This is a genomic window from Paracoccus yeei ATCC BAA-599, assembly GCF_000622145.1.
Lineage (GTDB): Bacteria > Pseudomonadota > Alphaproteobacteria > Rhodobacterales > Rhodobacteraceae > Paracoccus > Paracoccus yeei.
On sequence record NZ_JHWH01000014.1, the window covers coordinates 83044 to 98855 of the forward strand.

Annotated in this window: 12 protein-coding genes; 10 read left to right on the top strand and 2 right to left on the bottom strand. The window is 71.6% G+C overall.

Annotated features, from left to right (window positions below; genetic code table 11):
- Positions 1-5: 5 nt before the first annotated feature.
- On the top strand, positions 6-692 hold the full coding sequence (locus tag BU28_RS22495) for an enoyl-CoA hydratase/isomerase family protein (protein WP_081791328.1): 687 nt from the start codon (positions 6-8) through the stop codon (positions 690-692).
- 6 nt (positions 693-698) lie between these two features.
- Here BU28_RS22495 and ahcY read toward each other — a convergent pair whose 3' ends face one another.
- Together ahcY and BU28_RS0109215 are read right to left on the bottom strand one after the other, a co-directional pair.
- Positions 699-2090: an adenosylhomocysteinase gene (gene ahcY, locus BU28_RS0109210; protein WP_028719224.1), complete on the bottom strand. Its 1392-nt coding sequence runs from the start codon at positions 2088-2090 to the stop codon at positions 699-701.
- Between the two features lie 67 nt (positions 2091-2157).
- Positions 2158-2595 carry a hypothetical protein gene (locus BU28_RS0109215; protein WP_028719225.1) on the bottom strand — a complete coding sequence of 146 codons (438 nt, stop codon included), beginning with the start codon at positions 2593-2595 and terminating at the stop codon, positions 2158-2160.
- 153 nt (positions 2596-2748) lie between these two features.
- Here BU28_RS0109215 and BU28_RS0109220 point away from each other — a divergent pair, with 153 nt between their 5' ends.
- The 9 genes from BU28_RS0109220 to BU28_RS0109260 all read left to right on the top strand — a co-directional run bounded on the left by BU28_RS0109220 (position 2749) and on the right by BU28_RS0109260 (position 15571).
- Positions 2749-3675 (top strand): glucokinase, encoded by a 927-nt coding sequence (locus BU28_RS0109220; RefSeq protein ID WP_028719226.1) that lies wholly within the window; start codon positions 2749-2751, stop codon positions 3673-3675.
- Between the two features lie 91 nt (positions 3676-3766).
- Positions 3767-5662, top strand: a complete 1896-nt coding sequence (locus BU28_RS0109225; RefSeq protein WP_028719227.1) for an autotransporter assembly complex protein TamA — start codon at positions 3767-3769, stop codon at positions 5660-5662.
- A complete protein-coding gene (locus BU28_RS0109230) occupies positions 5662-10206 on the top strand; it encodes a translocation/assembly module TamB domain-containing protein (RefSeq protein WP_036762487.1) in 4545 nt (1514 codons plus the stop codon). The genes BU28_RS0109225 and BU28_RS0109230 overlap by 1 nt, the downstream gene beginning before the upstream one ends.
- A gap of 176 nt (positions 10207-10382) precedes the next feature.
- A complete protein-coding gene (locus BU28_RS0109235; protein WP_028719229.1) occupies positions 10383-10814 on the top strand; it encodes a MarR family winged helix-turn-helix transcriptional regulator in 432 nt (143 codons plus the stop codon).
- A gap of 131 nt (positions 10815-10945) precedes the next feature.
- Positions 10946-12529 (top strand): MFS transporter, encoded by a 1584-nt coding sequence (locus BU28_RS22500; protein WP_233145043.1) that lies wholly within the window; start codon positions 10946-10948, stop codon positions 12527-12529.
- Entirely contained in the window at positions 12526-13611 is a 1086-nt protein-coding gene (locus BU28_RS0109245) for an HlyD family secretion protein (RefSeq protein WP_028719230.1), read from the top strand. Before BU28_RS22500 ends, BU28_RS0109245 begins: the two co-directional genes overlap by 4 nt.
- A gap of 98 nt (positions 13612-13709) precedes the next feature.
- Entirely contained in the window at positions 13710-14933 is a 1224-nt protein-coding gene (gene chrA, locus BU28_RS0109250) for a chromate efflux transporter (protein ID WP_028719231.1), read from the top strand.
- A 116-nt stretch (positions 14934-15049) separates the two neighbouring features.
- Positions 15050-15244 carry a hypothetical protein gene (locus BU28_RS0109255; protein WP_028719232.1) on the top strand — a complete coding sequence of 65 codons (195 nt, stop codon included), beginning with the start codon at positions 15050-15052 and terminating at the stop codon, positions 15242-15244.
- A 144-nt stretch (positions 15245-15388) separates the two neighbouring features.
- Positions 15389-15571 (top strand): CsbD family protein, encoded by a 183-nt coding sequence (locus BU28_RS0109260; protein WP_028719233.1) that lies wholly within the window; start codon positions 15389-15391, stop codon positions 15569-15571.
- Positions 15572-15812 lie beyond the last annotated feature (241 nt).

Genomic DNA, 15812 nt, shown 5'->3' on the forward strand with positions numbered 1-15812 from the left:
ATGACATGATCCTGAACGAAATGACCGGCGGCCTGGGAAAAATCACCCTGGCACGGCCGGAAAAGGCCAATGCCCTGACCCGCGCCATGCTGCGGGACCTGCTGGCTGCGCTGGAGGCGATGGCGGCGGACCCCGGCCTGCGCGGGCTGATCCTGACCGGGGCGGGGTCGGTGTTCTCGGCCGGCGCGGACCTTGACGAGGCGCGCGCCGGGCTTGCCACCGCCCCGGAATGGGAGCGGCTGTCCGCGCGCCTGGCCGCGATGCCCTGCCTGACGGTCGCGGCGCTGAACGGCACCGTGGCCGGCGGGGCGATGGGCATGGTGCTGGCCTGCGACATCCGGCTGGCGGTGCCGGGGGCGCGGGTGTTCTACCCGGTGATGCGGCTTGGCTATCTGCCGCAGCCAAGCGACCCGGGCCGCCTGGCGGCGCTGGTCGGCCCGGCCCGGGCCGCCATGATCCTGATGGCCGGGCAGAAGATCGCGGCCGAGGAGGCCTTGGCCTGGGGCCTCGTGGACCGGCTGGTCCCGGCCGACGCGCTGCTGGCCGCGGCCGAGGCGCTGTGTGCCGATGCCCTGGCGGCGGCGCCGGGCCATGCCAGCGCGATCAAGGCGATGCTGGCGCAGGGGGCGGGGGGCGTTGGCCCCCCCCCCCCCCGGTGCGGCGTTCCCCCCAGGGTATTTGGAAAACGGTGAGAGCCGTCAGTAGCGGTAATGTTCGGGCTTGAAGGGGCCTTCGGGGGTCACGCCGATATAGGCGGCCTGTTCGGCCGAAAGCCGGGTCAGCTTGACGCCGATCCGGTCCAGGTGCAGGCGGGCGACCTTTTCGTCCAGGTGCTTGGGCAGGATGTAGACGCCGGGCTGATAGTCGTCGCCGCGCACCCACAGCTCGATCTGCGCCAGCACCTGGTTGGTGAAGCTGGCCGACATCACGAAGCTGGGATGGCCGGTGGCGTTGCCGAGGTTCAAGAGCCGCCCTTCCGAAAGCAGGATGATGCGGTTGCCCGAGGGCATCTCGATCAGGTCCACCTGGTCCTTGACGTTGGTCCACTTGTGGTTCTTCAGCGCCGCGACCTGGATTTCATTGTCGAAATGGCCGATGTTGCCGACGATGGCCATGTCCTTCATCTCGCGCATGTGCTCGATGCGGATCACGTCGCGGTTCCCGGTGGTGGTCACGAAGATGTCGGCGGTCGAGACGACATCCTCAAGCAGCACGACCTCGAACCCGTCCATCGCGGCCTGCAGCGCGCAGATCGGGTCGACCTCGGTGACCTTCACCCGGGCGCCGGCGCCGCGCAGGCTGGCGGCCGAGCCCTTGCCCACGTCGCCATAGCCGCAGACGACCGCGACCTTGCCCGCCATCATCGTGTCGGTGGCGCGGCGGATGCCGTCCACCAGCGATTCCTTGCAGCCGTACTTGTTGTCGAACTTCGACTTGGTGACGCTGTCGTTCACGTTGATCGCCGGGAAGGGCAGCAGGCCGCGCTTGTGCAGGTCGTAAAGCCGGTGGACCCCGGTGGTGGTTTCCTCGCTGACGCCGCGGATCGCGTCGCGCTGGGCGGTGAACCAGCCCGGCGAGGCGGCCAGGCGGCGCCTGATCTGCGCGAACAGCGCCTCCTCCTCCTCGCTGGTCGGAACCTCGATCAGCCCGGTCTCGCCCGCCTCGACGCGCGCGCCCAGCAGGACATACATGGTGGCGTCGCCGCCGTCGTCCAGGATCATGTTCGCGGGCCCGCCGTCGAACTGGAAGATCCGGTCGGTATAGGACCAGTATTCGGGCAGCGTCTCGCCCTTGATGGCAAAGACCGGGATGCCGGCCGCCGCGATCGCCGCCGCCGCGTGGTCCTGGGTCGAGAAGATGTTGCACGATGCCCAGCGCACCTCGGCGCCCAGCGCCACCAGGGTCTCGATCAGCACGGCGGTCTGGATCGTCATGTGCAGCGAGCCGGCGATACGCGCGCCGGCCAGGGGCTTGGCTTCGCCGTATTCCGCCCGCAGCGCCATCAGCCCGGGCATTTCGGTTTCGGCGATGTCGAGTTCCTTGCGGCCGTAATCGGCCAGCGAGATGTCTTTGATGATGTGGTCGGTCATGGCGGCCTCAAGGGGAAAGTTGCGGGCGCCATATCACCTGCGGCCCTGCGGCGCAAATCGGCGCCGGTCAGCGCAGCAGGCCCACGCGGGTGAAATAAGCGTCCGGGCTGGTGCCGTCGCGAAACCCGATCCCCGAGGCGATGACGCAGCTGGTGGCGTCGGGCCGTTCCAGCACCACGGTCCAGGTGCCCATCAGCACCGAACCCCAAAGCGCCGTGTCACGCCCGTTCGAGGCGACGCGCTCTTCCTCGAAGTCATGGCGCAGGCTGGTCTCGATCTCGGCATCGGGGGCGCACCAGGGCTGGTCGGCGGCCGCCTGGTCCGAGGTGGGCAGATCGCGCGCCATGTCGCGGACGGCGCGGGGGTCCATGCCCTGGACGGCGGACCAGCCGCGCGGGTTCGCAGCGTTTTCGTCGCGCGAGGTGATCGTGGCGCCGGCGGGGGCCGCCTGTGCGGCGATCAGGGCGGTGGCGGCAAGGGCCGCGCGGAGGGTGTGGTGCAACATCTTTGCAACCTTTCGCTTTCGCTCAAGTCGTCAGGGGAACCCCCGGGCGACAGGGCGGGTTCCGCGAAACCTCCCCGGGGGCGCCGGAGGGGCGCGCTGGCACAGGGCGCGAGGATGGCCTAGACAGAGGCCGGGACGGCAGAGGAGTGGGTGATGGCGATCATGCTGGCGGACGTGGGCGGGACCAATGCGCGGCTGGCGCTGGCCCGGGTGGACACCGGCATCGACCCCGGCAGCATCGCTCGGTTCCGCGGCGAGGCGCATGCCGATTTCGACAGCGTGGTGCGCCTGTTCCTGGAACGCGCGGGCAACCCCCGGATCGAGGCGGTCTGCGTCGCCGTCGCCGGGCCCGTGACCGGGGGCCAGGCCCGGCTGACGAACCGCGACTGGTCCTTTTCCGAACAGCGGCTGCGCGACCTGACCGGCGCCGGCCGGGCGCGGCTGATCAACGACCTGATCGCGCTGGGCTATGCGACGCCGGCGCTCTCGGGCGAGGCGGCGGGTTTCCTGACCGATCCGCCCCCGGCGGGCGGGCGCAACGGCCAGCGGCTGGTGGTGAACGCGGGCACCGGCTTCAACGTCTGCGCGGTCAAGGTCCTGCCCGGCGGCGGCATCGCCTGCCTCGAGGCAGAGGAGGGCCACACCCGGCTGCCGGTCTCGGTCGCGGCTCCGCTGGCGCAGGCGCTGGGCGCGCGCGCCGCCCCCCTTGATTCGGTCGAAGAGCTGTTCGCGGGTCGCGGCCTTGCCCGACTGCACGCCCTTCTGGCCGATACGGCCATAGAGCCGGCCGAGGCCGTGGTCGAGGCGGCGGGCCGGGGCGATGCGGCGGCGGGCGCGACGCTCGATCTTTATGCGCGGCTGTTCGGGCTGATCTGCCGCGAACTCGCGCTGCGCTTCATGCCGCTTGACGGGATGTTCCTGGCCGGCAGCGTCGCCCGCAGCGCGACCCAGCGCCTTGATATCTTTCAGGCGGCCTTCCGGTCCGATCCGCTGATGGCGCAGATCGTGGCGGCGGTGCCGGTGGGGGTGATCCGCGACGACATGGCGGCGCTGCATGGCTGCCTGGCCGCGATCGCGTGAAAAATCCCCGCGGACACGCCCGGGCGCTGGATTTTGCCCCGCCCACCTGCAAGACTGCCATCAAAACCGCCAGAACAGGGCAGGAGCAGGCATGAGAACGATCATGAAGGCGGGCGCCGCCGCCGCTTTCATCCTGGGGACGGGTGCCGGGGTGGTCCTGGCGCAATCCTCGGGGTCGGGCTCGTCGGCCTCCTCGCCGTTTTCGGGCCTGTTCGGGGGCGCGAAGGGGAACGAAGGCTCGCCCATAGACCTGGATTTCGCCATCGCGGGCGGCGACGATTCTCTTATGTCCCAGATCCGGGCCACCTCGCTTCTGGCCAGCGCCCAGGACGAGGGGCGGGTGACCGGCCAGGACCTGCTGGCGGCGGCGCGGGGCGATTACGCCCGCATCCTGGGCGTGCTCTATGACAACGGCTATTACTCGGTCGTCATCAACATCACGCTCGACGGGGTCGAGGCCGCCCAGATCGCGCCCCTGGACGCGCCGCAGGTGGTGCGCCGCGTCGCGGTCGCGGTCCAGCCGGGGCCCCGATTCCGTTACAGCCGGGCCGACATCGCGCCGGTGGCACCGGGGACCGAACTGCCGGCCGACTATCACCGCGGCGCCATCGCGCGGACGGGCGAGATGCGCTCGGCCGCGACCTCGGCGGTCGAGGGCTGGCGCGACGTGGGCCATGCCAAGGCCGAGGTCGCCCGCACCGACATCGAGGCCGACCACGCCACGAACCTGATCGACAGCCGCATCCTGCTGGCCCCCGGCCCCACGCTGCGCTTCGGCGAACTGACCATCCGCGGCTATCAGCGCATGGACCCGCGCCGGCTGCGCAAGATCGCGGGCTTCCCCGAGGGCGAGCGGTTCGACCCCGAAAAGCTCGAGGACGTGCGCAAGCGCCTGCGCCGCTCGGGCGTTTTCTCGGCCATCACGCTGACCGAAGCGGATGCCATCGGCCCGGACAACACGCTGGACGTGGACCTGCTGGTCGCCGAACAAAAGCTGCGCCGGATCGGTGGCGGCTTTGAATATTCCACCACCGACGGGCTGGGGCTGACCGGCTACTGGATACACCGCAACCTGCTGCGCGGCGGCGAACGGCTGCGCGTCGACGCGGGCGTGTCCGACATCGGCGGCGACACCGGGCGCGACTACAACCTGGGCGTCCGGCTGGACCGCCCGGCCACCATCACCGCCGACACCACCGGCTATCTGCTGGCCGAGGTGAAAAGCGAGCAGGAAGAGGACTACGACCTCAAGTCCGGGACCTTCGGCCTGGGCTTCACCTGGCTGCCCAGCGACGAACTGACCGCCGACATCGCGCTGCAATACCGCGCGCTGCGGGTGGAGGACGACGCCGGGCAGACCGACTTCCGCCTGTTCGCGCTGCCCGCCTCGATCACCTGGGACCAGCGCGACGACAAGACGGACGCCAAGCACGGCTACTGGCTGTCGGGGCAGGTGACGCCCTTTGTCGGGCTGCAGGACGAAACCGGCTCGGGCGCGCAGATCGTGGCCGAGGGGCGGCGCTATGCCAGCTTCGGACGCGACGACCGCTTCACGCTGGCGGGCCGCGCCCGTCTGGGCACCGTCGTCGGCCCCGATATCGACGAAACGCCGCGCGACTACCTGTTCTATTCGGGCGGCGGCGGCACCGTGCGCGGCCATTCCTTCGAATCGCTGGGCGTCGAGGTGATCCCCGGCCCCGACGGCCCGGTCAAGACCGGCGGCATGTCCATCGCCACCGTGACCGCCGAGGCCCGCATCCAGGTCCGCGAACGCATCGGCCTGGCGCTGTTCGCCGATGCCGGCCGGGTGTGGGAGGAAGAGGGCTTTTCCGGCGGCAGCGGCTGGCAGGCGGGCGCGGGCGCGGGGGTGCGCTATCGCACGCCCATCGGGCCGCTGCGCTTCGACATCGCCGCCCCCGTCGGCGGGGGCGATGACAGCGACGATTCCGGCGTGCAGGTCTATATCGGTCTGGGGCAGGCGTTCTGATGGCACATCCGTCCCGCAAGACCCGTTTCGCCGCCGCGCTCTGGATTGCCCTGGTCGGCCTGTGGCTGCCGCTGGCGCTTCAGGGGCAGACGCCCGCCCAGGCCCAGGACAGCGCCGCCGAGATTTCCCAGGAGGTCGAGGACGACAAGGGCTTCATCACCCGCTTCCTTCAGGAAAAGCTGTCCGGCGCCGGCCGGCAGGTGAACATCGAGGGGTTCCAGGGCGCGCTCTCCTCGCGCGCGACCTTCACCCGCATGACCATCGCCGACGACCAGGGCGTCTGGATCACGCTGGAAAACGGCGCCCTCAGCTGGAGCCGCTCGGCGCTGCTGTCGCGCCGCATCCAGATCAACGAACTGTCGGCCGAACGCATCATCCTGCCGCGCCTGCCGGGCGCCGGCGCGACCGACCGCAGCGCCCCCCAGCCCGAGGCGCGCGAATTTTCGCTGCCGCAGCTGCCGGTCTCGGTCAACATCGACCGCATCGCCGTGGGGCGCGTCGAGCTTGGCCAGGCGGTGATGGGCCAGCAGGCGGTGCTGGCCATCGACGGCTCGATGAACCTCGCCAATGGCGAAGGCGGCACCAAGCTGGCGATCGACCGGGTGGACGGGCCACGCGGCGAATTCGCGCTGGTCGCGGGCTTTTCCAACGAAACCCGGGTGCTGGCGCTGGACCTCAAGCTGGACGAGGATCGCAACGGGCTGTTTTCCAACGCCGTGCGCATGAACGGCCGCCCCGCCGTCCGGGCCGAGATCGCGGGCAACGGCCCGCTGTCGGACTTCACCGCCGGCATCAAGCTGGAAACCGACGGCCAGCCCCGCGTGACGGGCACCGTCCAGATCAAGGCCGAGGAGCGCGAGGGCGCCCCCGGCACCGCCTTCCACGCCCGGCTGGACGGCGACATCGCCAGCCTTACCGCGCCCGGCAACCAGCAGTTCTTTGCCGGCACCTCGCAGGTCCGGGCGGACGGCTGGCGCGGCCAGGACGGCCGGCTGCTGATCCCGGAACTGAAGATCACCACCGGCGCGCTGGACCTTGCGGGATCGGTCGCGACGACGGCGCAGGGCGCGCCGGAAAGCGCGCATCTGACGCTGCTTCTTGGCCGCGACGCGGGGGCGACCCAGCTGCCCGTGGCGCTGCCCTTCGGCGACCAGCCGATGACGGTCAATTCGGGCAACCTGCGGCTGGACTATGACGCGGCCCAGGGCTCGGGCTGGGTGCTGACCGGCAAGGTGGGCGACATCACCCGCCCCGACATCAGCCTGTCCGAACTGCGCCTGGACGGCCGCGGCCGGGTCGTTCTGACCGAGCAGCAGGCCCTGTCCGAGATCCGGGGCTGGCTCGCCTTCGGCATGGACGACCTGGCGCCGACCGACCCCGGGCTGGCCGATGCGCTGGGCCGCACGCTGAACGGCGGCCTGAACCTGGCGTTCACGCCCGGCAACGCGCTGCGGCTGTGGGGGATGAACGTCAACTCCGACGCCTTCGGCTTCACGGGCGACATGCAGGCCTCGGGCCTGAAAAGCGGCATCGTGCTGTCCGGGAACGTCACCGCCCGGCACAGCGACCTCTCGCGCCTGTCGCGCCTGGCGGGGCGCGACCTGGGCGGGCAGGCCGATGCCGCCGTCAAGGGCTTCTACCGGGTGCTGGGCGGCGCCTTCGACGTCGATACCCAGATCGAGGGCCGCGACATCCGCATCGGCCAGGACCAGGCCGACCGGATGCTGGCCGGCGCCTCGCGCATCGACCTGGCCATGCGGCGCGACACCGACGGCATCCGCCTGCGCCGGCTGACCGTGAACGCGCAGAACCTGACCGCGCAGGCCCAGGGCTATCTGAATTCGGGCGCCAGCGACGTGACGGCGACGATCTCCATGCCCGATCTGTCGGTGGCCGATCCCGCCTATGGCGGCGCGCTGGAGACGCAGGCCCGGCTGTCCGGCCCGCTGAACGCGCGCAAGCTGGACCTCGACGGCCACGCCCAGGACCTGGCGCTGGGCCGGCCCGAGATCGACGGCGCCTTCAAGGGCCGCACCGATCTGGTGGTGCAGCTGCAGGAACAGAACGGCAGCTACGAACTCCAGCAGTTCCGCCTGACGAACCCGCAGCTGCAGGCCGAGGGCGCGGGCCAGTTCGCGCCCGACGCGCTGGAAGGCAAGCTGTCGCTGACCATGCCCGACCTGGCCGTGCTGGGCCGCGGCTTTTCCGGCGGCATCACCTTGGACGGCACCGCCACGAAACAGGGCAACGCCCGCCGGATCGCGCTGACCGGGCGCGGCACCGACCTGCGCTTTGGCCAGTCGGACGTGGACGGGGCGCTGACCGGCGTGACCGACCTGCGGCTGCAGGCCAGCCAGGACGCGCAGGGCGATTTCACCATCCAGGCCTTCGAGCTGAAGAACCAGCAGATGCAAGCCACCGCCCAGGGCAGCATCGGCGAGACGACCGACATGACCGGGCAGCTGGACATCCGCTCGCTCGCCAGCTTCGGGCGCGGCTGGCGGGGCGCGCTGTCGGCGCGAGGCAGCTTCAAGGACGACGGCACCGGCGCGCGCAGGCTCGACGTGACCGGCACCGGGCGCGACCTCAGCTTCGGCCAGACCCAGGTCGACGGCGCCCTGACCGGAGAGACGCAGCTGGCGCTGCGCGGGACCGAACGCGACGGCGTGTTCACCATCGAAACGGCGCAGGTCCAGAACCCGCGCCTGAACGTCACGGCGCAGGGCAAGCTGGGCCAGGGCGCGACCGACCTGAACGCAGAACTGCGCGCCGACGACCTGCGCTTTCTGGGCCAGGGCTTTCGCGGCGCGCTTCAGGCCACGGCGCGGGTCGCCGACCGGCCGGACGGCGCCCGCGCGATCACCGCGCGCGGCACCGCGCGGGGCCTGGCGGTGGGCAACCCGCAGGCCGACGCGGTGCTGGCCGGCGAGACCACCTTCGAACTCGACGCCGCCCAGCAGGCGAACGGCGGGCTGACGGTCAGCCGGCTGCAGGCCGGCAACGGCCAGTTCCGCGTGACCGGCGACGGCAGCCCCGCCACCGGGCTGAACCTCGACGCGCGGCTCAACGACCTGGGCCTGCTGGTCCCGGGCTTTCCGGGACCGGCCGGGGTGCGGGGCCGCATCCAGAACACCGGCCCGGCCTATCAGGTGGACCTGACCGCGACCGCCCCCGGCGACACCGATGCCCGCATCACCGGCACCGCCGCCGCCAACCTGCAAAGCATGGACATCCGCGTCCAGGGCACCAGCAACGCCGCCGCCGCCAACCCCTTCCTGCGCACCCGCTCGGTCGAAGGGCCGCTGTCCTTCGACCTGCGCCTGAACGGGCGGCCGTCGCTCCAGGCGCTGTCGGGCCGCGTCGCGCTGACCAACGGGCGCCTGGCCGAGCCGCGCTTCGGCCTGGCCGTGGGCTCGCTCAACGCGCGTGCGGACATCGCCGACGGGCGGCTGACGCTGGACATCCAGGGGGCGGTGGAAAACGGCGGGCGGATTTCCGTCACCGGGCCGATCACCCTGACCGGGCAGCGGCCCATGGACCTCAGCGTGCGGCTGGCCGATGTGGTCCTGCGCGACCCGAACCTTTACGAAACCCGCGTCAACGGCGCGATCTCGGTCTCGGGCTCGCAGGCCGGGGGGCCCCTGGTCTCGGGCCGCATCGACCTCGGCCGCACGGAAATCCGCATCCCCTCGGCCCTGGGCAGCGCCCGCGCGATTCCCGACATCCGGCACCTGTCCGAACGCCCGCCCCAGCGCCAGACCCGCGCCAAGGCGGGGCTGATCGAGTTTCCCAGCGACGCCTCGCGCCAGGCCGGGATGACCGCGCCGCCGGCCACGCCCCCGGCCAATCCGGCGCGCTTCGACCTGGTGATCGCGGCGCCCGACCAAGTGTTCGTCCGGGGCCGCGGCGTCGATGCGGAACTCGGCGGCGAAATCCGCCTGACCGGCAACGCCCGCCAGCCCATCCCCGTCGGCCAGTTCGAACTGATCCGGGGCCGGGTGGACCTGCTGGGCAAGCGCTTCGACCTGACCGAGGGGCTGATCGAACTGCAGGGCAGCATGGTCCCGGTGCTGCGCCTGGTCGCCCAGACCGAACAGGACGGCATCACCACCAGCATCATCATCGACGGCGACGCCCGCGACCCGGAAATCACCTTCGAATCCTCGCCCGAGATGCCCGAGGAGGAGGTGCTGTCCCAGCTGCTGTTCGGGCGCGGCATCGACAACATCAGCGCGCTTCAGGCCGCCCAGCTGGCCAGCGCCATCGCCACCCTGGCGGGCCGGGGCGGCGAGGGCATCATCGGCCGGCTGCGCGCCTCGACCGGCCTCGACGATCTGGACCTGACCACGGACGACCGCGGCAATGTCTCGGTCCGGGCCGGCAAATACCTGTCCGAGAACCTGTACACCGACGTGCAGGTGGGCGGAGACGGCAAGACGCGGCTGAACCTGAACCTCGACGTCTCGAAAAGCCTGACCGCCCGCGGCTCGGTCGACAGCGAAGGCGACAGCGGCATCGGCCTGTTCTACGAACGCGACTACTGACCGGGCGGGCGGCGGGCCCATCGGGGCCGCGCCCCGATGCCTGCCCGGCCGCCCGGGACAGAAAACGGCCTTCGACGCAACCGAATGCACCCTTCGCCGTTTCGGCGGAGGGACTTGAAACCGGCGGGCACGATCGTTAGCTCGCTAACAAGACCATTAGCGCGCTAACGTATTCCATGACCCACCGTCCGATGACCCTGTTCGAAGAAATCATCAGCCTGACCCGCTCGATCCGCGCCGCCTTCGAGACGCGGGTCCGTCGCCTGGACCTGACCTATGCCCGCGCCCGGCTGCTGACCGCCATCGGCCGCAGCCCCGGCGCCAGCCAGGCCGAACTGGCCGCCGAGATGGGAATCGAGACCCCGACCCTCAAGCGGCTGCTCGACGCGCTCGAGGCGCAGGGCCTGGCCGAGCGCCGCCCCCTGGAGGGCGACGCGCGCAAGCATGCGGTGTTTCTGACCGACACCAGCCGGATCGAGCCCCTGCTGCGCTTTCGCGCCGAGGCCGAGGCCAGCCTGATCGAAGGCGTGGACCCCGAGGACCTGGCCGCCACCCGCCGCGTGCTGGCCACCATGACCCGCAACGCCGACCGCCTGCGCCAGCCATGACCGCCGCCGACGCAGCCGCGCCCGGGGCCTCCCCCCAGACCGCTCGCGGACCGGGGGCGGCGCCACCCGCGCCCGCCTCCGCGCCCACCGCCGCCTCTGCCTCCGTGCCGGCGCCGCCGCCGCACCAGCCGATGCCGCTGCCGCGCGCGCTGGCCTATGTCGCGGCCTCGATCATGATCTCGCTGACCCAGGGGCTGGCGCAGGGGTTCGTCTCGACCAACATCCCCCAGATCGCGGGCGACCTGGGCGCAACCCAGACGCAGGCCAGCTGGCTGATGGCGGCCTTTCTGGCGCCGCGCGCCTCGATGCCGCTGCTGCTCATCAAGATCCGCGCCCAATACGGCCTGCGCCGCTTCGCCGAGGTGGCGGTCGTGGTCTATCTGGCCGTGGCGGTGCTGTCCTTCGCCATCCTCGACCTGCGCTCGGCGATCATGGTGCAGTTCTGCGCGGGCGTCGCCTCGGCGCCGCTGTCGACGCTGGCCTTCCTTTACATGCTCGAACCGCTGCCGCCGGCGTGGAAGATGCGGATGGGCCTGCCGATCGTCCTGGCGATGACGGGGGTGGGGCCGCATCTGGCGCGGGTGATCTCGCCTTCGCTGATGGGCGACCAGGGCTGGCAGGGGCTGCATGTGATGACGCTGGGAATGGCCGCAGTGTCCTTGGGGCTGGTCTATTGCCTGCCGCTGAAATCGCCGCCCCGCGTCAAGTCCATCGCGCCCCTCGACCTGGTCAGCTGGCTGCTGATCGCGCTGGGCTTTGCCGGCATGACGGTGGGCTTCGTCATGGGCCCGATCCGCTGGTGGACCGACGCGCCCTGGCTGGGCTGGGTGCTGGCGCTGTCCGTGGTGGCGCTGACGCTCGCCGTGGTGATCGAGCTGCACCGCAAGGCGCCGCTTCTGGACATCCGCTGGCTCGCCAGCCCCGCCATGCTGCACCTGACGGTGACGCTGCTGCTGTTCCGGCTGGTGCTGTCGGAACAGGGCGCCGGCGCGCCGCGCATGTTCCAGGTGCTGGGCATCACCCAGGGCCAGCTGGTGCCGCTGTTCGCGGTGATCTCGGCGGCGACGATCCTGGGCGGGCTCGCCCTCATCCCCTTCATGAAGCCCGAGCGCGTGCCCCTGTTCCACCTGATCGCGCTGGCGCTGATCGCCGCCGGCGCCTTCATGGACAGCCACGCCACCATCGACACCCGGCCCGCGCAGATGATGCTCAGCCAGGCGCTGATCGGCTTTGCCGGGTCCTTCTTCATGGCGCCGGCGATGATGCGCGGCCTGCTCTCGGCGCTGGCGCGCGGCCCGACCTATCTGCTCAGCTTCATCATCGTGTTCCTGTCGACGCAAAGCCTGGGCGGCGCGGCGGGGTCGGGGCTGTTCTCGACCTTCATCAACCACCGCCAGGCCCTGCACCTGCAGACCCTGCGCGAAACCATGACCACCGCCGACCCGCTGGTGACGCAGGCCGTCGCCGCGCGCGCCGCCGCGCTGGCCGCGCAGATCGCCGACCCGGCGCTGCGCAAGGCCCAAGGCGTCGCGGCCTTGGCGCAAGAGGCCGCGAACCAGGCCTATGTCATGGCCTATAACGACGCCTATCGCCTGACCGCCGCCGTCGCGCTGGCGGCGCTGGTGGCGCTGACCCTGCACATCTGGCGCGACGCGATGGTGGCCCGCCGCCTGCGCCGCGCCCCAAAAGCCCCCATACCCGAGTCCCAAGCATGACCAAGACCCATATCCTTCCCACCCTGATCGCCGTCGCCGCGGGCCTCGCGGGGCTGCTGGCGGTGCTTTACGCCTGGCACCTGCCGCCCTTCGGCACACCCCATCCGCAGACCGAGAACGCCTATGTCCGCGGCCAGGTCACGACGCTGGCGCCGCAGTTGTCGGGCTATGTCTCGGCGGTCGAGGTGCAGGACTTCCAGGCCGTGACCCGGGGCCAGGTCATCGCCCGCATCGACGACCGCCAGTACCGCCAGAAGCTCGCGCAGGCCCAGGCCGCGCTGGAAGGCGCGCGCGCCGCGCTCAAGATCCAGGAACAGTCGGTCCATTCCGCCCAGGCAGGCGTGCAGTCGGCCGAGGCCGCGCTGCGCTCGGCCGAGGCCGCCCGCGACACCGCCCGCGCCAACTGGGACCGCGCCAGCGCCCTGCGCCAGCGCGGCGTGACGGCGCAAAGCACCACCGACGAAAGCGAACTGGCCCTGCGCCAGGCCGAGGCCGCCGTGACCCAGGCCGAAAGCGCCATCGCCGTCGCGCGCGAGGATGTCGCCGGCGCCCAGGTCGGCCTTGGCGCCCGCAAGGCCGAGATCGCCTCGGCCGAGGCCGCGGTGGAACTGGCGCAGATCGACCTGTCGAACACGGTGATCCGCGCCCCCGCCGCCGGCCGGCTGGGCCAGGTCGGCGTGCGGCTGGGCCAATACGTCACCGCCGGCACCGCGCTGGTCAGCCATGTCTCGCCCGAGGTCTGGGTGATCGCCAACTTCCGCGAAACGGAACTTCACGGCATCCGCGTCGGCGACCGCGCCACCTTCACCGTGGACGCGATGCAGCACCGCGCCTTCACCGGCCGGGTCGAGGCGTTCTCTCCGGCCACGGCGTCCGAATTCAGCATCCTGGCCTCGTCGAACACGACCGGGAACTTCACCAAGATCGCCCAGCGCCTGCCGCTGCGCATCAGCATAGACCCGGGGCAGGAGATGGCCGAATACCTGACCCCCGGCCTTTCGGTCGTGGTGACGGTGGACGAGGGCTCGGGCGCGCGCGAACGCTCGGCCGACGCGGGCCGCGCCGTGATGGGCGCGGTCTAGGGCCCCGCCCCATTCGCACAGCCGTCAAGATCCCCTAGTAAGGGACGGGAACGCGGCCCTTGCGGGGGATCGCAGGGACAGGCACCAGGGGGGCAGGAATGACGGATCTTCGGCAGGACGCCGCGGCGCGGCCCGCGCAGGGAACCCCGGCCGAGGTCCTTGCGGTCTTTCTCCGCCTGGGCCTGACCAGCTTCGGCGGCCCCATCGCGCATCTGGGCTATTTCCGGGACGAGCTGGTGACCCGCCGCCGCTGGCTTGACGACGCGGCCTATGCCGATCTGGTGGCGCTTTGCCAGTTCCTGCCCGGCCCCGCCTCCAGCCAGGTGGGCTTTGCCTTGGGCATGATGCGGGCGGGCTGGCCGGGGGCGCTGGCGGCCTTTGCCGGCTTCACGCTGCCCTCGGCCGTGGCGCTGGTGGTCTTTGCCCTGACGGCGGCGCGGCTGAGCGGGCCGCTTGGCGACGGGGCGCTTCACGGGCTCAAGCTCGTGGCGGTGGCCATCGTCGCCCAGGCCGTCTGGGGCATGGCCCGGACGCTTTGCCCCGACCGGCAGCGCGCCGCGATCGCGGTGGCGGCCGTAGCGGTGCTGGCCTTCGTCCCCGGCGCCTTCGGCATGGTCGGGGCGATCCTGACGGGCGCGGCCCTGGGCCTGGCGCTGGGCCCGGCTGCGGTGCCGGGTCCGGGAACCGGCGCCGCGCTGGCCGTGCCGATCCCGCGCTGGGTCGCGCTGGGGGCGCTGGCCGCCTTCCTGGGACTTCTGGTCCTGCTGCCGCTGGCGGCGGGACTCGGCCAGGGCTGGGCGGTGGCGGACGGCCTTTACCGCGCCGGAGCGCTGGTCTTTGGCGGCGGCCATGTCGTCCTGCCGCTGCTGCAGGCGGCGACCGTGGCGCCGGGCTGGGTCGCGCCGGACGCCTTCCTGGCCGGCTACGGCGCGGCCCAGGCGGTGCCGGGGCCGCTTTTCACCTTTGCCGCCTATCTGGGCGCGGTGCTGGGCCCGGCGCCGAACGGCATCGCCGGCGCGGCCCTGGCGCTGGGCGCGATCTTCCTGCCGGGCTTCCTGATCCTGGTCGCGGCCCTGCCGTTCTGGGACCGCTTCCGCGGCATGGCCCGGGCGCAATCCGTGATGCAGGGGGCGAATGCCGCGGTGGTGGGCATCCTCGGGGCGGCGCTTTACACCCCGGTCCTGACCGGCGCGGTCGGGGACCTGCGCGACCTCGCGCTGGCGCTGGCCTGCTTCGTCCTCCTTACCGCATGGAGAGCGCCGCCCTGGCTGGTGGTGATCCTGGCGGCGCTCGGCGGCGTGGGGCTGGCACTGGCCGGCTGAAGCCCGCCCCATTGTGCCGCATCCCCCGCGCGGCTCGGCGGGCCCCAAGGCACCCCGGACCAGACCTTCATGGACAGCAATGCCCTGACCACCGTCCTGATCGCGGCCTTCGGCCTGTGCCTCTCGGCGGTTCTGGCGTTTCGCTGCTGCTGTGGCTGCGCGGCCGGCTGTCGGATCGCGGCAAGGTCGTGGCGCGCAACGGCCTGGTGGTCGCCGTCCTGCTTCTGGTGATCGCCCTGGCCTGTTTCAGCGTCGCAGGCTACGGCCACACGCCCCTGCTGCGGCTTCCCCGGCGGCTGTTCAGGCCCTGACCCGTGAACCCGGCGCCGGCGGGTTCGGGGTCGGCCCGGGACCATCGCCCGACCCCGCAAAACCGTGATCGCTGCGCTGCGGAACCGGGCGCCCCCCTGGCGGGTTCTTCTTGCATAGTCAACCAAGCCACGGAGGATCAATCCATGGGTGAAGCAACTGACAAGATCAAGGCTGCCGGCAACAAGGTTGCGGGCAATGTCAAGGAAGCCGTCGGCAAGGCGACCGACAACCCCGGCCTCACCGCCGAGGGCAAGGCCCAGCAGGCCAAGGGCACGGCCCAGGATGTGGCCGGCACCGTCAAGGGCAAGCTCGGCGACACGATCTAAGGGCTTCGCCGGCTCCGGTCCCCGGCCTCCCTCTCCCCTCCGACCGGACCCGGCCCCAGGCCCCGCCCTCCGTGGCGGGGCCTTTTGCTGCGCATGGGCCGCGCAACGGGGACGGCGGGCGGTGTACGCCCGGTGTACGCGCGGTGTACGGCTGTCACGGCGAAAACCCCGGCATTTGCCGGGATTTCGTGGATGTCCACCGCGCGGTGCACCGCGCAACGCAAAAGGCCGGGCGCAACGG